This is a genomic window from Lysinibacillus sp. GJ-1, from assembly GCF_021166035.1.
In the GTDB taxonomy this organism is placed as follows: domain Bacteria; phylum Bacillota; class Bacilli; order Bacillales_A; family Planococcaceae; genus Lysinibacillus; species Lysinibacillus sphaericus.
Genome location: NZ_CP088912.1, coordinates 1010372 through 1029350 on the forward strand (window position 1 = coordinate 1010372; position 18979 = coordinate 1029350).

20 protein-coding genes are annotated in these 18979 nt (G+C 40.0%); all 20 read left to right on the plus strand.

Annotated features, from left to right (window positions below; genetic code table 11):
- The first annotated feature begins 203 nt into the window (after positions 1-203).
- Positions 204-2249, plus strand: coding sequence for an ATP-dependent DNA helicase RecG (recG, locus tag LO754_RS04630; RefSeq protein WP_231785697.1), 2046 nt, complete (start codon positions 204-206; stop codon positions 2247-2249).
- 127 nt (positions 2250-2376) lie between these two features.
- The gene (gene fapR / locus LO754_RS04635) at positions 2377-2955 is read left to right on the plus strand and encodes a transcription factor FapR (RefSeq protein WP_024362067.1); all 579 of its coding nucleotides are present in this window, start codon (positions 2377-2379) and stop codon (positions 2953-2955) included.
- Positions 2952-3944 carry a phosphate acyltransferase PlsX gene (gene plsX / locus LO754_RS04640; protein ID WP_024362066.1) on the plus strand — a complete coding sequence of 331 codons (993 nt, stop codon included), beginning with the start codon at positions 2952-2954 and terminating at the stop codon, positions 3942-3944. Before fapR ends, plsX begins: the two co-directional genes overlap by 4 nt.
- Before the next feature lie 19 nt (positions 3945-3963).
- Positions 3964-4917 (plus strand): ACP S-malonyltransferase, encoded by a 954-nt coding sequence (gene fabD / locus LO754_RS04645; protein ID WP_025218784.1) that lies wholly within the window; start codon positions 3964-3966, stop codon positions 4915-4917.
- Positions 4910-5656, plus strand: a complete 747-nt coding sequence (gene fabG / locus LO754_RS04650; RefSeq protein ID WP_231785698.1) for a 3-oxoacyl-[acyl-carrier-protein] reductase — start codon at positions 4910-4912, stop codon at positions 5654-5656. Before fabD ends, fabG begins: the two co-directional genes overlap by 8 nt.
- Before the next feature lie 60 nt (positions 5657-5716).
- Positions 5717-5953 carry an acyl carrier protein gene (gene acpP, locus LO754_RS04655; RefSeq protein ID WP_024362063.1) on the plus strand — a complete coding sequence of 79 codons (237 nt, stop codon included), beginning with the start codon at positions 5717-5719 and terminating at the stop codon, positions 5951-5953.
- 274 nt (positions 5954-6227) lie between these two features.
- The gene (rnc, locus tag LO754_RS04660) at positions 6228-6992 is read left to right on the plus strand and encodes a ribonuclease III (protein WP_024362062.1); all 765 of its coding nucleotides are present in this window, start codon (positions 6228-6230) and stop codon (positions 6990-6992) included.
- A 3-nt stretch (positions 6993-6995) separates the two neighbouring features.
- Positions 6996-9275, plus strand: a complete 2280-nt coding sequence (gene smc, locus LO754_RS23665) for a chromosome segregation protein SMC (protein WP_435892051.1) — start codon at positions 6996-6998, stop codon at positions 9273-9275.
- A gap of 197 nt (positions 9276-9472) precedes the next feature.
- Complete coding sequence (locus tag LO754_RS23670) at positions 9473-10576, plus strand: chromosome segregation SMC family protein (protein WP_488209311.1); 1104 nt, start codon at positions 9473-9475, stop codon at positions 10574-10576.
- A complete protein-coding gene (gene ftsY / locus LO754_RS04670) occupies positions 10573-11820 on the plus strand; it encodes a signal recognition particle-docking protein FtsY (RefSeq protein WP_231785699.1) in 1248 nt (415 codons plus the stop codon). The genes LO754_RS23670 and ftsY overlap by 4 nt, the downstream gene beginning before the upstream one ends.
- Before the next feature lie 190 nt (positions 11821-12010).
- Positions 12011-12346, plus strand: coding sequence for a putative DNA-binding protein (locus LO754_RS04675; protein ID WP_024362059.1), 336 nt, complete (start codon positions 12011-12013; stop codon positions 12344-12346).
- 12 nt (positions 12347-12358) lie between these two features.
- Positions 12359-13717, plus strand: coding sequence for a signal recognition particle protein (gene ffh, locus LO754_RS04680; RefSeq protein WP_024362058.1), 1359 nt, complete (start codon positions 12359-12361; stop codon positions 13715-13717).
- A 94-nt stretch (positions 13718-13811) separates the two neighbouring features.
- A complete protein-coding gene (rpsP, locus tag LO754_RS04685) occupies positions 13812-14084 on the plus strand; it encodes a 30S ribosomal protein S16 (RefSeq protein WP_024362057.1) in 273 nt (90 codons plus the stop codon).
- Between the two features lie 15 nt (positions 14085-14099).
- On the plus strand, positions 14100-14333 hold the full coding sequence (locus LO754_RS04690) for a KH domain-containing protein (protein WP_004269410.1): 234 nt from the start codon (positions 14100-14102) through the stop codon (positions 14331-14333).
- Positions 14334-14555: 222 nt separating this feature from the next.
- Positions 14556-15071, plus strand: a complete 516-nt coding sequence (rimM, locus tag LO754_RS04695) for a ribosome maturation factor RimM (protein WP_024362056.1) — start codon at positions 14556-14558, stop codon at positions 15069-15071.
- On the plus strand, positions 15071-15799 hold the full coding sequence (trmD, locus tag LO754_RS04700; RefSeq protein WP_024362055.1) for a tRNA (guanosine(37)-N1)-methyltransferase TrmD: 729 nt from the start codon (positions 15071-15073) through the stop codon (positions 15797-15799). The genes rimM and trmD overlap by 1 nt, the downstream gene beginning before the upstream one ends.
- A gap of 126 nt (positions 15800-15925) precedes the next feature.
- Positions 15926-16270 carry a 50S ribosomal protein L19 gene (gene rplS / locus LO754_RS04705; protein WP_024362054.1) on the plus strand — a complete coding sequence of 115 codons (345 nt, stop codon included), beginning with the start codon at positions 15926-15928 and terminating at the stop codon, positions 16268-16270.
- A 106-nt stretch (positions 16271-16376) separates the two neighbouring features.
- Positions 16377-16943, plus strand: coding sequence for a signal peptidase I (lepB, locus tag LO754_RS04710; protein ID WP_231785700.1), 567 nt, complete (start codon positions 16377-16379; stop codon positions 16941-16943).
- A gap of 121 nt (positions 16944-17064) precedes the next feature.
- Positions 17065-17940 carry a ribosome biogenesis GTPase YlqF gene (ylqF, locus tag LO754_RS04715; protein ID WP_229388753.1) on the plus strand — a complete coding sequence of 292 codons (876 nt, stop codon included), beginning with the start codon at positions 17065-17067 and terminating at the stop codon, positions 17938-17940.
- Between the two features lie 280 nt (positions 17941-18220).
- A complete protein-coding gene (gene rnhB / locus LO754_RS04720) occupies positions 18221-18976 on the plus strand; it encodes a ribonuclease HII (RefSeq protein WP_229388758.1) in 756 nt (251 codons plus the stop codon).
- Positions 18977-18979: the final 3 nt, after the last annotated feature.

Genomic DNA, 18979 nt, shown 5'->3' on the forward strand with positions numbered 1-18979 from the left:
GTGGCGATTACGACTGGCTTAGTGGCGATAGCGCCCGAATAAGTGCAATTTGAAAGTTACTGTGTCGACACGAAAGAAAAGATTTATGATACAGTTAAAATGAGAACGGATGTATCTACGAATAACAATAAAACAATTGACATAGAAGGGAGGTAGGTTCTTGAGATTTGTGACACAACAAATCTCAAGAGCTGTTGTGACAGGTGACTGAATTAAGCAGTTCTGTCTCCGAATTAAAAGGAGTCGGGAAAGAAACCGCAGCACACTTAGAAACATTGGGTATCGAGACGGTAAACGATATTTTATGGACCTTTCCACATCGGCATGAGGATTTCCGTTTAAAGGATTTAGCGCAAACACCACATAATGAGCGAGTTACCGTTGAATGTAAAGTAGAACGTGAGCCGACTGTGTTGTTTTTAGGACGCAACAAATCTCGCTTGCAAGTAACCGTGCTTGCGGGGCGCCATTTAGTAAAAGTCGTATTTTTCAATCAAAACTATTTAAAGCAAAAGCTTATACCAGGTACTATTGTGACAGTGACGGGCAAATGGGATAGAGGTAGACAAGTTATTAATGGCACCACCGTCACTTTTGGACCGAAAATCGACCAAGTAGACTTTGAACCTGTCTATAGCTTGAGAGGTTTAATTCCACAAAAACGGTTTCGTAAATATATGCGACAGGTGTTAGATGACTTTGGTGCGGTATTACCAGATGCGATTCCACAGCATTTGCAGGATGCCTATAAATTAGTGTCAATACGCGATGGGTTGGAAGGTATTCATTTTCCACAAAATGCTGAGCATGCGAAACAAGCTAGAAGACGCTTTGCTTATGAAGAGTTATTAAACTTTCAGCTCCGTATTCAAGCATTACGTAAAATACGTAAGGATACTGAACACGGTACGATTATACAGTTCGACTTGCAAAAACTACGGGCATTTATTGCTTCATTGCCGTACGAGTTAACAGGTGCTCAAAAGCGTGTTGTCAATGAAATATGTAAAGATTTAAAAGCACCGCATCGCATGAATCGTTTGCTACAAGGCGATGTTGGGTCGGGAAAAACGGTTGTGGCAGCTATTTGCTTATATGCTGCTGTGACAGCTGGATTTCAAGGGGCGCTAATGGCACCGACGGAAATATTAGCAGAGCAACATGCTGAAAACTTAGTTGCTTGGTTTGAGCCATTTGGTGTACGTGTCGCGTTATTATCAGGCTCAACGAAAACGAAGGAGCGCCGTCTACTATTAGCCGCACTGGCTGATGGAGAAATTGATATTGTTATAGGCACCCACGCTCTGATCCAACCTGATGTTCTCTTCAAGAGACTGGGCTTTGTTATAACGGACGAACAGCATCGCTTTGGTGTGGAGCAACGTAGAATTTTACGTGATAAAGGAGAAAACCCTGATGTGCTCTTTATGACGGCTACGCCTATCCCACGAACACTGGCGATTACAGCGTTTGGTGAAATGGACGTCTCGTTAATTGATGAAATGCCGGCAGGGCGTAAAGAAATTGAAACCCATTGGATGAAAAAAGAACAATTGGGTTCCGTATTAGCTAAACTAGAGTTAGAGCTGACAGCAGGTAGACAAGCATATGCCATTTGTCCTTTGATTGAAGAGTCGGATAAACTGGATGTTCAAAATGCCGTAGAGATTTATGAGCAACTCGCATCGTATTTTACTGGACGCTTTAAAGTTGGGTTAATGCATGGTCGCTTACCAGCAGATGAAAAAGATGCGATAATGCGAGGTTTTAGCGAGGGCGATATTCACGTCTTAGTATCTACGACTGTTGTTGAGGTCGGCGTAAATGTGCCCAATGCAACGTTTATGGTAGTCTACGATGCGGAACGTTTTGGCTTAGCGCAGCTACATCAGCTCCGCGGTCGTGTAGGACGTGGTGAGCATCAATCCTACTGTATATTAATTGCTGATCCAAAATCGGATGAGGGTAAAGAGCGAATGCAGTCTATGACCGAAACAAATGATGGTTTCCGACTAGCTGAAAAAGATTTAGAGCTTCGTGGACCAGGAGACTTTTTAGGCCGTAAGCAAAGCGGCTTGCCTGATTTTAAAGTAGCCGATTTAGTACATGATTATAGAACCCTGGAGACGGCACGAAAAGATGCAACAGAAATGATTGATACAGATGCATTTTGGCATGATGAGATGTATCGATATTTGCGTGAAATGCTACAACAGTCTGGCGTCCTTCAAGGCGAACGATTTGATTAATGTAGCGTTGTGTAATAAGGAATGTGAGAGCTTGTTTTTGAAAACAAGTCTTGCATTCTTTTTTTATACTCTATATACTGATATTAGTACCAAGTGCTAATAACAACTCAAAAGGTGGCGAATGACGTTGAGACGAACGAAAAAAGAGCGACAGCGATTATTATCTGAAACGATTGCGGAAAATCCATTCGTCACAGATGAACAACTCGCGTCGGAATTTCAGGTAAGTGTTCAAACCATTCGATTGGATCGTATGGAATTAGCAATTCCCGAATTGCGTGAACGAATTAAAGATGTGGCTTCGAAAACTTATGAAAATGAAGTGAAATCGTTACCGATTGACGAAGTAATCGGTGAAATTATTGATATAGAATTAGACAATCGTGCATTATCAATTTTTGACGTAAAAGATGAGCACGTTTTTCAGCGCAATGGCATTGCTCGTGGACATCATTTATTTGCACAAGCAAACTCATTAGCTGTAGCGGTAATTGATGATGAGCTTGCATTAACAGTGCACTCCAATATTACATTTGTGAAACCTGTAAAAGCCGGAAATCGTGTTATTACTAAGGCGGTCGTTGTTGGAAGAGATGATGAACGCCATCGTACAAAAGTAGAAATTGTATCTACTGTAAATGGTGAAACAGTTTTGGTTGGTGAATTCGATATGTACCGCACGAAAGGTAAAGGTGAACAAGAATGAAATTAGCACTTGATGGAATGGGTGGCGACAATGCACCAAAGTCAGTAGTGGAAGGTGCATTATTAGCATTAGAACAAATTCCAAATTTGGAAATTCAGTTATATGGACAGCAAGAAAAGCTTGACCCTTATTTGAAAATGCATGACCGCTTAACGGTTATTCATTGTGAAGAAGTGGTCGAGGGCACAGATGACCCTGCACGTGCTGTACGACGTAAAAAAGATTCATCGATGGCACGCATGATGGATGCAGTGGAAGAAGGGAAGGCAGATGCCTGTCTTTCCGCGGGAAATACAGGTGCATTAATGGCAGGTGGTTTGTTTAAGGTAGGGCGTATTGAAGGTATTGCTCGACCTGCATTAGCTACGACATTACCGACACTTGATGGCAAAGGATTTTTAATGCTCGATTTAGGAGCGAATGCAGATGCCCGACCAGAACATTTACTGCAATATGCGATTATGGGTGATATATACGCCAAAAAGGTAGGCGGTTTACAAAAGCCGCGTATTGGTCTTTTAAATATCGGAACTGAAGATAAAAAAGGCAATGATTTAACGAAAGCCGCTTTTGCCTTATTAAAAGAAGCGGACTTGAATTTTATCGGCAACGTTGAGGCGCGTGATTTACTTGATGGGGTAGCAGACGTCGTTGTGACAGATGGATTTACAGGCAATATGGTGCTGAAGTCAATAGAAGGAACAGCGGGTGCATTGTTTACAATGCTAAAAGAGGCATTTATGTCTTCTACCAAAACGAAAATTTCAGCAATGTTAATGAAAAATAATTTACGTGACTTAAAAAATAAAATGGACTATACAGAGTATGGCGGTGCAGGTTTGTTTGGTTTACAAGCACCTGTAATTAAAGCGCATGGATCATCCAATGCGAAAGCAATCTATAGTGCAATCCGTCAAGCCAATACGATGGTAGAGCATACAGTGATATCAACTATTACCGATACAGTACGTCACTTAGAAATTGATTAACAAAGGGGATTAGTAAGAAATGACGAAAATTGCATTTATTTTTCCAGGCCAAGGCTCACAGACGGTTGGCATGGGTCAAGAATTTATAAGCAATTCGCAAGAAAGTAAGGCCTTCTACGAAAGTGCTAACAAGACACTTGGTTTTGACTTATCTAAATTAATGTTAGAAGGACCTGCTGAAGAGTTAACGCTAACATACCATGCGCAACCAGCATTATTAACGACAGGTGTTATGGTTGCTGAAAAATTGCGTGCTGCAGGCATTACGCCACATTATGCTGCGGGTCACTCTCTTGGAGAATACGGTGCATTAGTCATCGCAGGTGTGCTTTCGTTTGAGGATGCTGTAGCTGTTGTTCATAAACGTGGTTTATACATGAACGAAGCTGTACCAGCAGGGCAAGGTGCAATGGCAGCTATTCTTGGAATGGAGCTTGAGGCGTTACATGCAGTAACTGCTAAAGTTACAGCTGAAGGTGATGTAGTTCAAGTTGCAAACGTCAACTGTCCAGGACAAATAGTTATTTCTGGTACTAAGGAAGGCGTTGATAAGGCCTCTGTAGCTGCAAAAGAAGCGGGTGCAAAACGTGCAATTCCGTTAGTAGTAAGTGGACCTTTCCATTCAGAATTAATGCGACCATCTTCAGAACAATTACAAGCTACGCTAGCCGAAATTACTTTATCGGAACCACAAATTCCGGTAATTAGCAACGTGAAGGCGAAAGAATTACAAGATGTACCAGCTATTCAACAAGAATTAGTTGAACAAGTGTATAGCGCTGTACAATGGGAAGCATCCGTTCGCGAAATGATTGCGCAAGGCGTGGATGTATTTATTGAGTGTGGTCCTGGTAAAGTGTTAAGTGGTTTAGTTAAGAAAATAGATCGTTCAGTGGCAACATATTGTGTATATGATGAAGCGTCATTAGAAGCGGTAATAGAAGCGTCGAAGGAGTGGACAATCAATGCGTAAATTAGAAGGTAAAGTTGCGGTTGTAACAGGTGCTTCACGAGGAATTGGACGTGCAATTGCATTGAAGCTTGCGGATGAAGGTGCGAAGGTTGTTGTTAACTATAGCGGCTCACAGGCAAAAGCAGAGGAAGTAGTTGCGACAATTCAAGCAAATGGTGGAGAGGCGATTGCCGTTCAAGCAAGTGTCTCCAAAACAGAGGAAGTTACTGCATTAATGGATGCGGCAGTCAAAACATTTGGCGCGCTTGATATTTTAGTAAATAATGCAGGAATTACTCGCGATAATTTATTGATGCGCATGAAAGAAGAAGAATGGGACGATGTACTCGATACAAACTTAAAAGGTGTATTCCTTTGTACAAAAGCAGTCACTCGTCAAATGATGAAGCAGCGTGCAGGGCGCATCATTAATATTTCTTCTATCGTTGGTGTTGCTGGTAATGCAGGGCAAGCAAATTATGTAGCGGCAAAAGCAGGCGTCATTGGCTTAACAAAAACGACGGCAAAAGAACTTGCGTCACGTAATATTTTAGTGAATGCCATTGCTCCAGGTTTTATTGAAACTGAAATGACAGAACAGCTACCAGAAGATTTAAAACAAGGCATGCTGACACAAATTCCTCTCGCTAAACTTGGGCAACCTGAGGATATTGCGAAAGCAGTTGCGTTTTTAGCTTCTGAAGATGCAAACTATATGACATGCCAAACGCTACATATTGACGGCGGCATGGTGATGTAATAATATGCTATAGCATAATTTTTAATTTTTTGTATAATCATTTGAGGGGAGGTGAACGTTTTGACTACAGTATTAGAGCGCGTAACAAAAGTAATCGTAGACCGTTTAGGTGTTGAGGAAAGTGAAGTTACACTAGAAGCTTCTTTCCGTGATGATTTAGGTGCAGACTCATTAGACGTTGTTGAGCTTGTAATGGAGCTTGAAGACGAATTCGATATGGAAATTTCTGATGAAGATGCTGAAAAAATTTCAACAGTTGGTTCTGCTATTTCATACATCGAAGGTAAAATTAACTAATTTTCTGGTAGATGACACAGATTTTGATAATACAAAATCTGATACCATTGTAGACTTACATCAAAGCATAATGGCAAAAGCTTATATGCTTTGATGTATTTTAAAGGTACGAAATGGTTCGTTTTTCGAACGATGGACGTACCTTTTTTTATTTTTGTTAAAAAAATACGAAAAAACTTCCAAAACATTGTATTTATGCCGAAATACTTTTGCATAAATGCCTTGAAAAAGGTACACTAAGACGGTAGAAACTATTAGGAAGGCAGATTGTTCAATGGCTATGAGAAGAAAAGGAACTATGCAGAAATCAGGCGTACTTCCTGAAAAAGTACGCAATCAATTCGAGCTATTACAGCATGAATTAAACATCACATTTATTAATAAAAATTTATTGTATCAAGCATTCACGCATTCATCTTATGTGAATGAGCATCGCCGTAAATTGTTTACGGATAATGAGCGTCTCGAATTTTTAGGCGACGCTGTACTTGAACTGTCTGTTTCTAAATACCTTTTTGAGAAATACCCGCATATGAGTGAGGGCGAATTAACAAAATTGCGAGCTTCAATCGTTTGTGAACCATCCCTTGTTATTTTTGCAAATGAATTAGGATTTGGTCGCTTTGTATTGCTTGGAAAAGGTGAAGAATTAACAGGTGGACGGGAACGCCCAGCGCTACTTGCAGATGTTTTTGAATCATTTGTAGGTGCTCTTTATTTAGATCAGGATTTGCAAACGGTCGTGACATTTTTAGAACGAATCGTGTTCCCAAAGGTAGAAGTCGGTGCTTTTTCGCATGTGATGGATTTTAAAAGCCAACTACAAGAAATGGTACAGCAAACAAATAACGGTTTACTTCATTATGAAATTATTGATGAAAAAGGCCCAGCGCATAACCGTACCTTTGTATCAAGCGTGTTATTAAATGGACAAGAGCTTGGTATTGGTCGAGGGAAATCAAAAAAAGAAGCCGAGCAACAAGCAGCACAATGTGCGATGCGCGCAATGCGTGAGCATACTGCTAAAGAGGAGGCTTAATAGATGTTCCTAAAACGACTCGAAGTGATTGGCTTTAAATCTTTTGCGGAGCGCATTGGTATTGACTTTGTACCAGGTGTTACAGCTGTTGTTGGACCTAATGGCAGTGGGAAAAGTAATGTAACTGATGCTATTCGTTGGGTACTCGGGGAGCAATCGGCAAAGTCGTTACGTGGGGCAAAGATGGAAGATGTTATTTTTGCTGGGAGTGACTCTCGAAAGCCACTAAACTTTGCAGAGGTAACATTAATTTTAGATAATACTGATGAGCAACTTGCTTTTTCGTATACAGAGGTCAGCGTAACAAGACGCGTATACCGTTCAGGTGATAGTGAATATTTATTAAATAACCAGCAGTGTCGCCTGAAGGATATTACGGACTTGTTTATGGATTCGGGACTTGGGAAAGAGGCTTTTTCAATTATTTCACAAGGCCGTGTCGATGAAATTTTAAATAGCCGCCCGGACGATCGCCGCTCAATATTTGAAGAGGCGGCTGGTGTTTTAAAATATAAGCTACGAAAGAAAAAAGCAGAGCATAAACTTGTAGAAACAGATGAAAACCTTTACCGTGTTTTAGATATTTTACATGAGTTGGATAGCCGTTTGGAGCCTTTGCAAATACAAGCTTCTAGCGCAAGAGACTATGTACAAATGTCCACGGAACTAAAGGATTTTGATATTGCGATCCTTGTGCACGATTTAAAAAATTGTGCACAATCTTTGCATGCATTGAAAGAAGAGTATGCGCAGCTATCTGAAACAGAGCAAAAACAAGCAAAGGATATTCAAGCGCTAGAAACCCAAACGACGGATATTCGGAAACATTTAAAAGAGTTGGATGTTTTATTGGATGCTGCACAATCTGAGCTTGTAGATGCAACGATGGAAATGGAACGTTGGGATGGTCGTAAAGCTTTAATGGCTGAAAAACGCCAAAATGCAACGAATCAATTACAGCAGTTGAATACATCATTACTTGAAGCGCAAAATGAAGTAGAGGTATTAGTTGCGCAAGAACTTGAGAAAAAACAATTGTTTGTAGAAAAACAACAAGAAGTTTTAACGCTAAAGCAAATCATTAAGCAATTAGAGCAATCCTTAAACCGTTCAGTTACAGAAATTGAACAGGAAATGGAAGAGCATAAAAACCGCTATATCGATTCATTAAACGAAGAAGCAACAGTCAAAAATGAATTAAAAAATATCGAACAACAACTATCACAACAAAAAGCAATGGCAGCTCGTATGACAGACCAAACGGATGAGATTGGTCAAGAATTGATTGAAGTTGTGGCGGAGAAAGAAACACTTGTTGGCCTACATACAGCAACAACGACTGCATTGCAACAGAAGCTCGAACAATATGAAGCATTGCAAATGCAGTTTAAAAAAGTGAATCTTTCTTTTAATGATAAGCAAGAAATGCTGTATAAGGCGTATCAGCACCAACAACAATTAAAAGCTAGAAAAGATACATTAGCAGAGCTAGAAGCTGATTTCTCTGGCTTCTTCCATGGTGTTAAGGAAGTATTACTGGCGCGTGATAAAGGTGAATTATTTGGTATTGAAGGCGCAGTGGCGGAATTGATTCAGGTCAATGGCAAATATTCGCAAGCGATTGAAACGGCCTTAGGTGCCGCCTCCCAACATATTGTGACGACGAACGAACAGAACGCCCAACAAGCTATCCGTTGGTTAAAGCAAAAAAGAGCGGGGCGTGCTACATTCTTACCAAAAACGGTTATGAAATCACGCAAAATTAATCCGTCAGCCATTCAGCTTGCTACGGAGCATCCGGCGTTCGTACAAATGGCAGATGCCCTTGTCACGTTCGATGAGGACAATCGCTCCATTGTTGAAAATTTGCTTGGCAATGTCATCGTTGCAGCGCATTTAGAAGGGGCAAGTCAAATTGCGCGATTATGTGGTTTCCGTTACCGTGTCGTAACGCTCGAAGGGGATATTGTCAATGCTGGAGGTTCTTTAACGGGTGGTGCAGCGAAACAACAATCTTCCCTATTTACAAGAAAAGCCGAGCTCGATGGCCTGATAGCTAAGCTAGAAGCATTAGAAACGTCGATTTATAGTGCAGAGCAGGCTGTAGCAACGGAAAAAGAGACATTGGCCACATTACGTGACAAAGTAGAACAATTAAAACTAGAAGGCGAACAACTGCGGAAAGAAGAAATGCAACAGGCAAGTCGCCTTCGAGAATTAGAGGTTGTAGAAAAAGTCTATCCGCCCGAGTGTCCTTTGCTTCAAATGAAACGCAAGATGTAAAAACACGTGAGGAAGCGCTGCTTGCTCAAAAGGAAGTAGCTACTGTACGTTTAGCAGCGCTAGCTGAAGAATTAGTAGCGATAAACGAGACGGTAGAACAATTAGGTAAAGTTAAACTACAAAGTGAAACAGAAAAAGATGTTCTGCGCGAACAAACGGCAGAAAAACGTTCAGAGTTAGCGGTAATGCAGGAGCAAATGTCGCAAGTACAAATTGCGACCGCTGAACTTGCCCTACAATTAAACAAAGCTCGCCAAAAAGTCGACAATATTTCTCAGGAAATAATCTGGCTTCAATCTGATGAATCGACAAAATTATTGAGTGATGAAGAAGTGGAAGAGCAGGTCGCAACTTGGAAAGCTAGAAGAGAAACGTTACAAGTGACAATTACCCATAAAAAGGGGGAAAAAGCGGCGCAACAACAGGAATTAACAACGTTAGAAGAGCAGCTAAAGGAATTGCAACGTATACATAAAGGCTTCATTGAAGCAATACGTGCGAATGAATTAAAGCGCAATCGAGTAGAATTTGAGATGAGTAATTTTAAAAATCAGCTCGAAGAAAACTATCAACTAACGTTTGAAGAGGCACTTGAAGTCGCTTTAACTATTGAAGATGAAGAGCATATGCGACGTCGCGTCAAGTTATTGAAAAAATCTATTGAAGAATTAGGTCCTGTAAACTTAAGTGCGATTGAAGAATTTGAGCGTGTCCAAGAACGACATTCTTTTTTAACAGAGCAACGTGAGGATTTACTGGAAGCGCAGGATACTTTACACGAAGCCATTAAAGAAATGGATGAAGAAATGACAATACGCTTTAGTGAAACATTTTTTGCCATTCGAGAGCAGTTCAAACGGGTATTCCGTGAATTGTTTGGGGGCGGTCAGGCAGATTTAGTATTACTGGATCCTGACAATATGCTTGATACGGGCATTGAAATTGTTGCGCAACCGCCAGGGAAAAAGTTGCAAAATTTAAGTTTACTTTCTGGTGGTGAACGTGCACTTACCGCGATTGCTTTACTATTCTCCATTTTAAATATTAGACCTGTGCCGTTCTGTATACTCGACGAAGTAGAAGCGGCATTGGATGAGGCAAATGTTGTTCGATACAGCGAATACTTGAAAAAGTTTAGTCGCAATACCCAATTCATTGTTATTACACACCGTAAAGGTACAATGGAGGGAGCTGACGTACTGTATGGTATTACGATGCAGGAATCAGGTGTATCAAAACTTGTATCAGTAAAATTAGAAGATGAACCCGTACTTGCGGAGCAAAGGAGCGAACAAGCATGAGTTTTTTTAAACGTTTAAAAGATAAGCTAATTGGAAATCCAACAGAAGAAAAAGTAGAAAATTTAGTCGAAGAGTCATCTACCGAATTAAAGCTTGAAGATACGGTAGAGCCAGTTCAACAGGAATCAAGTCATGAAGAGCTGCAAGACAAAGTAGAAGAATCATCAGCAAGTGAGGACTTCATTGATTCACAAGCTTCGAATGTTGTGGAGGAAGAAAAACAGGAAGAAGTGCAGGGAATTGCGATTGTAGAGGAACCTGTAAAAGAAAAAAAACCTTCAGCTTGGTCTATTACACAAAAATTTAAAGCGGGTCTTGAAAAAACCCGTAATTCCTTTACTTCTAAGGTCAATGATTTAGTGGCACGCTACCGTAAAGTAGACGAGGACTTTTTTGAAGAACTAGAAGATCTATTATTACAAGCAGACGTTGGCTTTGAAACAGTAATGGAATTAATGGATAAATTACGCTTTGAAGTACAGCGCAAAAATATTAAAGATACAAATGGTATCCAAACGATTATTTCTGAAAAACTTGTGGAAATTTACGAGCAAGGGGAAGAAGACTTAATCGAACTAAATATGCAACCTAATGGTGAGTTAACGGTTATTCTATTCGTAGGTGTAAACGGTGTTGGGAAAACAACAACAATAGGTAAGTTAGCACATCGTCTAAAATCGGAAGGGAAAACAGTTGTCTTAGCTGCAGGAGATACGTTCCGTGCAGGGGCAATTGACCAATTACAAGTTTGGGGAGACCGTGTTGGTTGCGAGGTTATTAAGCAATCAGAAGGTTCGGATCCAGCAGCGGTTATGTATGATGCAATACGTGCTGCGAAAAATCGTAAAGCAGATGTCTTAATTTGTGATACTACGGGCCGTTTACAAAACAAAGTGAACTTAATGAATGAACTTGAAAAAGTACATCGAGTTATTTCACGGGAAATACCGAATGCTCCTCATGAGGTGTTACTAGCACTAGATGCAACGACTGGTCAAAATGCACTTGTGCAGGCACAAACATTTAAAGAAGTAACAAATGTAACGGGAATTGTTTTAACGAAACTCGATGGTACCGCAAAAGGTGGTATTGTGCTTGCCATTCGAAATAAATTACACATTCCTGTGAAATTTGTAGGTCTTGGCGAGAAAATGGATGATTTACAACCATTTGATGCAGAACGCTATGTATACGGCTTATTTGCTGAAGGCTTAGATAAGGAACTACAAAATAGCGAAGAGTAAAAGATTGTAGTTGAAAGCATGGTCGCTCGACTGTTAAAAGGTGAAACACATTGTTTAAAAGAGAAATACTAGCTAATGGTGAAATAACGTTATTCAGCTAATAGAATGCTTTTAGACAAGGAGATTACCTTGACACAGACGGGCGCTTTTCGTTATGATACAAATGACTAACAACGGGGGGAGAAACTCGATGCTACTTGAAAAAACAACACGCATGAACTTTCTCTTCGACTTTTATCAAGCATTACTAACAGATAAGCAAAGAAGTTATATGGAACTGTATTATTTAGATGATCACTCACTTGGAGAAATCGCTGAATCATATGGAGTTTCACGTCAAGCTGTTTATGATAATATTCGTCGAACTGAAGCGATGCTTGAAGAATATGAAGAAAAACTATGTTTACTGGAAAAATTTCAACAACGTACGCAAATGCTTGCGCGCCTTACAGCTGGAATTACAGAAAAAAGTATGCCGGTTGAGGAGCAGTTGGCGCTTATTGAACAGTTGAAAGAATGGGATTAGGAGGCGAAAGCAGTGGCTTTTGAAGGATTAGCGGAACGACTCCAAGGAACGATCCAAAAGATTAAAGGTAAGGGTAAAGTATCGGAACAAGACGTTAAAGAAATGATGCGTGAAGTCCGATTTGCTTTAATCGAGGCGGATGTTAACTTAAAAGTAGTCAAGGAATTCGTTAAAAAAGTAAGTGAACGCGCTGTTGGTGTAGATGTTATGCAAAGCTTAACACCGGGTCAACAAGTTATTAAAATCGTTCAAGACGAGTTAACGGAGCTGATGGGCGGCGAACAAAGCCCGATTAAATTTAATACAAAGCCACCAACTGTCATTATGATGGTCGGTTTGCAAGGTGCGGGTAAAACAACAACAACTGGGAAATTAGCAAATATTTTACGTAAAAAATATAACCGTAAACCATTACTAGTTGCTGCGGACGTTTATCGCCCTGCTGCGGTTCAGCAATTACAAACATTAGGAAAGCAATTATCTTTACCTGTTTTTGCTTTAGGCACAGATGTATCACCAGTTGAAATCGCTCGTCAGGCAATTGAACTGGCGAAAGAAGAACATCATGATGTTGTCATTATCGATACAGCAGGTCGCTTGCATATCGATGAAGATTTAATGCAAGAATTAAAGGATATCCGTGCGTTAAAAGAGCCTGATGAAGTTTTCCTTGTGGTAGATGCCATGACGGGGCAAGATGCTGTAAACGTTGCGGAAAGTTTTAATGAGGCTGTCGGCATTACAGGGGTTGTTTTAACAAAACTGGATGGCGATACACGCGGTGGTGCAGCATTATCCATTCGTTCGGTGACACAGAAACCAATTAAATTTGTCGGTATGGGCGAAAAACTGGATGCGCTTGAACCGTTCCATCCGGAGCGTATGGCATCTCGTATTTTAGGCATGGGTGACGTGTTATCACTAATTGAAAAGGCGCAGGCAAACGTCGATGAAGCAAAGGCGAAAGAACTGGAAGAAAAGTTCAAAACGCAAAGCTTTACACTCGATGATTTTGTTGAGCAATTACAACAAGTGAAAAAAATGGGTCCGCTCGACGAAATATTGAAAATGCTACCAGGTGCAGGCAAAATTAAAGGCTTAGACAATGTCAAAGTAGATGATAAGCAAATGGGCCGTGTAGAAGCCATTATTTACTCTATGACAACTGCTGAAAAGACAAATCCCGAAATCATTAATGGTAGCCGTAAAAAGCGCATTGCCAAAGGTTCAGGTACGTCTATTCAAGAGGTCAACCGTTTGTTAAAACAATTTGACGAAATGAAAAAAATGATGAAGCAAATGACAGGTATGGCGACAGGTAAAGGCAAGAAAAAGATGAAATTACCTGGCTTTGATTCATTGTTTAAATAATATTTTATAGGTGTTAAGAAAAAACACTTTACAAACAACATAAACATTGATAATATACTATCTTGTGTGAAACTTATTCGGAGGTGCTATTAAAATGGCAGTTAAAATTCGCTTAAAACGTATGGGAGCTAAAAAATCTCCTTTCTATCGTATCGTAGTTGCAGACGCTCGTTCACCACGTGACGGTCGTTCAATCGAAACAGTTGGTACTTACAACCCACTAACTCAACCAGCTACTGTAAACATTGATGAAGAGAAAGCTCTTAAATGGTTAGCTGACGGTGCAAAACCATCAGATACAGTGCGTAACTTGTTCTCAGAACAAGGTATCATGGAAAAATTCCATAACCAAAAATTCAGTAAATAATCGGGGGAGACGTCTTTGAAGCAGCTGATTGAAGCAATCGTTTTACCGTTAGTCGATTATCCAGAAGAAGTCCGTATTGAGACGGACGAAAATGCAAATCGAATTGTTTATAAACTTTTTGTTCATCCAGAGGATCGAGGGAAAGTCATAGGCAAACAAGGGCGAGTAGCGAAAGCGATTCGTACAATTGTTTATTCAGCGGCAGGTAGTCACCATCAAAAAAAGACTTACGTCGATATATTGGATTGATAAAAAGATTTTCACGCTCGTTTACGCGCAATAAGGTAACAATGTAGCAATTATGCAACCTGTCGCCATTTTGCACTGAACAATTTTAACGACTATGTTGTTGCTAGAATTCGTAGGAGCTGTAAATGTGTAGCGTAAAATCTGGATAGAAGAGGGGGGAGCTTGCTGGTTCCTTCCTTTTTTTATATAGTACGGATATATAACGGTATAGAGGTGAAGTGAATGGAATGGTTTAATGTAGGTCGTATTGTGAACACGCACGGAATTCGTGGTGAAGTGCGTATCTTATCGACGACAGATTTTGAAGAAGAACGCTTTGCGGTCGGGAATAAGCTTGCAGCGTTTAAAAAAGACGATAAAAAGCCAACGTGGGTAACAATTCAATCCGTACGCCGTCATAAAAACTTTATTTTGTTAACATTTGAAGGTATGGATAATATCAACTTTGTCGAGCCGTTCAAAGAAGGAATGCTCAAAATCACGAAAGATCAGATGACTGATGATTTATTACAAGAAAATGAATTTTTCTTCCATGAAATTATAGGCTGTACGGTTGTATCTGAAGAAGGTGCAACAATTGGTGAAGTCAAAGATATTCTGCAAACAGGTGCCAATGATGTGTGGGTAGTGAAGGGTGCTAAAAAAGAGCATTACATTCCATATATTGAAGACATCGTCAAAAATATTGATGTGGAAGAAAAGAAAATTGTTATTCATGTGATGGAAGGCTTACTATGATGCATATTCACGTATTAAGTCTATTTCCAGATATGTTTTCGGGTGTATTTGGTGCATCGATACTAAAAAAAGCTCAAGAAAAAGGGGCTGTAAAGCTAGAAGTATCAGATATTCGTGCGTTTTCTGGCAACAAGCATAATCAGGTAGACGATTATCCGTATGGTGGCGGTGCAGGGATGGTGTTAAAGCCAGAGCCGATGTTTAGTGCTGTAGAGGCTATTACAGCGGGTAAAAAGCCACGTATTATCTTAATGTGTCCGCAGGGTGAACGTTTCACCCAAAAAAAAGCGGAAGAGCTAGCGCAAGAAAGTGAATTAGTGTTCTTATGTGGTCACTACGAAGGCTACGATGAACGCATTCGTCAGCACCTCGTTACCGATGAAATATCGATTGGTGATTTTGTGTTAACAGGTGGTGAGTTAGGTGCGATGACGGTTATCGATAGTGTCGTACGCCTTTTACCTGGCGTGTTGGGACAAGCAGATTCCCATATCCAAGATTCTTTTTCAACGGGTCTGTTAGAACATCCACATTATACGCGACCTGCTGAATTCCGAGGCATGCAAGTACCAGAAGTATTATTATCAGGCAATCATGCGAAAATCGAACAATGGCGCGAAGAACAATCGTTAAAAAGAACATTCGAGCGTCGACCTGATTTACTCGAGCATTATCCATTAACAGACAAGCAAAAATTGTATTTGGAAAAACTTAAAAAACAACAATAAAGATGCTTGCTTGCATGCCATATATGTGATAACATCTAATCTGTGCTTCTATGTGAAGTGCTGAATTACGGTGTTCCGCTGTGGCATACATTGCGTGCAAGAGCATCTGTCTAAGGAGAGAAAACAATGTCAAACATTATTACAGAAATTACTAAAGCTCAGCTTCGCACTGATCTACCAGCTTTCCGTCCTGGTGATACTGTTAAGGTACACGTGAAAGTAGTAGAGGGTACTCGTGAACGTATCCAAGTATACGAAGGTGTAGTTATCAAACGTCGTGGTGGCGGTATTAGCGAAACTTTCACAGTTCGTAAAATTTCTTACGGTGTAGGTGTTGAACGTACATTCCCTGTACACACACCAAAAATCGCTAACTTAGAAGTTGTACGTCGTGGTAAAGTACGTCGTGCTAAACTTTACTACCTACGTAACCTACGTGGTAAAGCTGCTCGTATTAAAGAAATTCGATAATTATGACTTAAAAGTGAGGGGCTTGTATTGCAAGCTCCTTTTCTTTTTGCTTGTCATCTTAAATAATAATCATCTAAAATGAAGATAGACAAGGGGGCAATTCATAATGGAAAAACAAGTGAAAGAAAAGAATGAATTATGGGAATGGACAAAGGCTCTTTTAATTGCATTTGCGATTGCAGCAGTTATTCGTTATTTTTTATTTACACCAATTGCAGTTGACGGTGAGTCCATGATGCCAACCCTTGAAGATGGCGACCGAATGATTGTCAACAAAATTGGTTATAAAATTGGAGAGCCTAAGCGCTTTGATATCGTGGTGTTCCATGCACCAGAGCAAAAAAACTACATTAAACGTGTAATTGGCTTACCTGGTGAAACATTGGAATATAAAGACGATCAGTTATACATTAACGGAGAACCGATAGATGAGCCTTATTTAGATGCATACAAAGCTGAAATTACTGAAGGTACATTAACGGAAGATTTTACGTTAAATGACATTGATGCATCACTGCATGATGTAATTCCAGAAGGCTATGTGTTTGTGATGGGCGATAATCGTCGATATAGTAAAGATAGCCGTCACATAGGTATTGTCGATCAAAAAGAAATTATAGGTAATACAAGCCTTATTTTCTTACTGTATAGTGATATTAAAATTGTGAAGTAATGTTTGAAAGGGGGCTAATACTCCCTTTCTTGACGTCTAAGAGCATACGTTTTCTTATTCGATTTTAAGGCATTCGCACTGAATTGGGCGAATGCGCTTTTCTTATTTAGGAGGTATAGAAATGACTATACAATGGTTTCCAGGGCATATGGCGAAGGCACGCCGTGAAGTAACAGAAAAATTAAAGCTAGTAGATATTATATTTGAATTAATCGATGCTCGCTTACCATTATCTTCGAGAAATCCGATGATTGATGAGGTCATTAACCAAAAGCCGCGTCTACTTATTTTAAATAAATCAGATATGGCGGATGAGCACGAAACACGCAAATGGGTAGAATATTTTGCACAGCATGGCCATAAAGCAGTGGCAATCAATTCGCTTGAAGGAAAAGGACTACAACTTGTGACCAAGGCGGCACAAGAAATATTAAAAGAAAAATTTGACCGCATGAAGTCAAGAGGGATGAAGCCGAGAGCCATCAGAGCAATGATTGTTGGAATTCCAAACGTGGGAAAATCCACACTTATTAATCGCTTAGCAAAGAAAAATATTGCGAAAACAGGCAATATGCCTGGTGTGACAAAGGCGCAACAATGGATAAAAGTCGGCAAGGAATTAGAATTACTAGATACACCAGGAATTTTATGGCCTAAGTTTGAAGACCAAGAAGTAGGCTATAAGCTGGCTTTAACAGGTGCTATTAAAGATACCATTACTAACATGGAAGATTTGGCGGTATATGGGTTACAATTTTTATCGACACATTATCCAACACGTATGGAAGAACGCTATGGTTTTCAGTTTATGCATGACGACTTAGTGGAAACGTTTGACCATATCGGCAAGCTTCGTCGTGTTTTTGGAGCAGGTGGAGAAATCGACTACGATCAAGTAGCCCAGCTAATCGTACGAGATATTCGTGGATTACTATTAGGAAAGCTAACATTTGACTTTGTTGATGAACAGCTTGAAAAAGAAGCGACACAGCAATAATGTGTGAAAAAGTGATAGGGACAAACCTTTAAAAGAGACAAAATTGCTTGTAACTTCCACTAACCGAGAGCACTAGTTGGTAAATCCTACAGAGGTGCACATAGTGAAAGAGGTATCAGGTGAAAAGCAAACACCGTAACGAACATTTACAGCAATGCAAAAAAGTGTTAGATTGATTGCCGTCAATCTAACACTTTTTCCTTTTGTCCTAGCCTTTTTCTTTTAGGAATAGTAGATATTGCCGATAAATGATATAGAGTAAGATAAAGGGAGTAAAATGATGAAAACGATTAAAGAGATTACAGCAGCACTAAAAATAGCTGAGGATTGGCAAGAATGGATGGCGGCAATTGCAACCGACGAGCGTGCAGGTGTGCAGAAAGCATGGCATAGTTGGAATAAACGCCAAGAAAAGAAACGACAGCTATTGGAAGAGCATCAAGCGAAGATTGACTTCGATCAGTGCTATGGTGGTGAAAATGCCTTCATCGCAGGTGTAGATGAAGCAGGGCGCGGGCCTTTAGCAGGACCTGTTGTAACCGCAGCTGTTATTTTGCCAAAAAACTGTGAAGCTCTTGTAGGATTAAATGATTCGAAGCAGTTAACAAAGGAAAAACGCAATGTTTTTGCAGCATTGGTGAAAGAACATGCCATTAGCTATTTCATTCATTTTCAATCAGCACAAACGATTGATGCACTGAACATCTATGAAGCGACAAAGCAATCGATGAAAACAAGTGTGGAATCCTTGTCCATTAAACCGGATTATGTGCTAGTCGATGCTATGACACTACCAATCACCATTCCACAGGATTCGATTATTAAAGGCGATGCAAAAAGTTTAGCCATTGCAGCAGCTTCTATTTTAGCGAAAACAGCTAGGGATGAGTATATGGAACAATTGGACAAAGAATTTCCTATGTATGGCTTTGCACAGCATGCGGGCTACGGTACAAAACAACATTTAGAGGCACTTGAAACATTCGGACCAACGATACATCATCGCAAGTCTTTTGAACCTATAAAATCGATGTAAGAA

Coding starts and splice junctions, on each gene's coding strand:
- plsX (WP_024362066.1), top strand. CDS start 2,952: ATGAAATTAGCACTTGATGGAATGGGTGGCGACAATGCACCAAAGTCA.
- fabD (WP_025218784.1), top strand. CDS start 3,964: ATGACGAAAATTGCATTTATTTTTCCAGGCCAAGGCTCACAGACGGTT.
- fabG (WP_231785698.1), top strand. CDS start 4,910: ATGCGTAAATTAGAAGGTAAAGTTGCGGTTGTAACAGGTGCTTCACGA.
- rnc (WP_024362062.1), top strand. CDS start 6,228: ATGGCTATGAGAAGAAAAGGAACTATGCAGAAATCAGGCGTACTTCCT.
- smc (WP_435892051.1), top strand. CDS start 6,996: ATGTTCCTAAAACGACTCGAAGTGATTGGCTTTAAATCTTTTGCGGAG.
- LO754_RS23670 (WP_488209311.1), top strand. CDS start 9,473: ATGTCGCAAGTACAAATTGCGACCGCTGAACTTGCCCTACAATTAAAC.
- ftsY (WP_231785699.1), top strand. CDS start 10,573: ATGAGTTTTTTTAAACGTTTAAAAGATAAGCTAATTGGAAATCCAACA.
- LO754_RS04675 (WP_024362059.1), top strand. CDS start 12,011: ATGCTACTTGAAAAAACAACACGCATGAACTTTCTCTTCGACTTTTAT.
- rpsP (WP_024362057.1), top strand. CDS start 13,812: ATGGCAGTTAAAATTCGCTTAAAACGTATGGGAGCTAAAAAATCTCCT.
- rimM (WP_024362056.1), top strand. CDS start 14,556: ATGGAATGGTTTAATGTAGGTCGTATTGTGAACACGCACGGAATTCGT.
- trmD (WP_024362055.1), top strand. CDS start 15,071: ATGCATATTCACGTATTAAGTCTATTTCCAGATATGTTTTCGGGTGTA.
- rplS (WP_024362054.1), top strand. CDS start 15,926: ATGTCAAACATTATTACAGAAATTACTAAAGCTCAGCTTCGCACTGAT.
- lepB (WP_231785700.1), top strand. CDS start 16,377: ATGGAAAAACAAGTGAAAGAAAAGAATGAATTATGGGAATGGACAAAG.
- ylqF (WP_229388753.1), top strand. CDS start 17,065: ATGACTATACAATGGTTTCCAGGGCATATGGCGAAGGCACGCCGTGAA.
- rnhB (WP_229388758.1), top strand. CDS start 18,221: ATGAAAACGATTAAAGAGATTACAGCAGCACTAAAAATAGCTGAGGAT.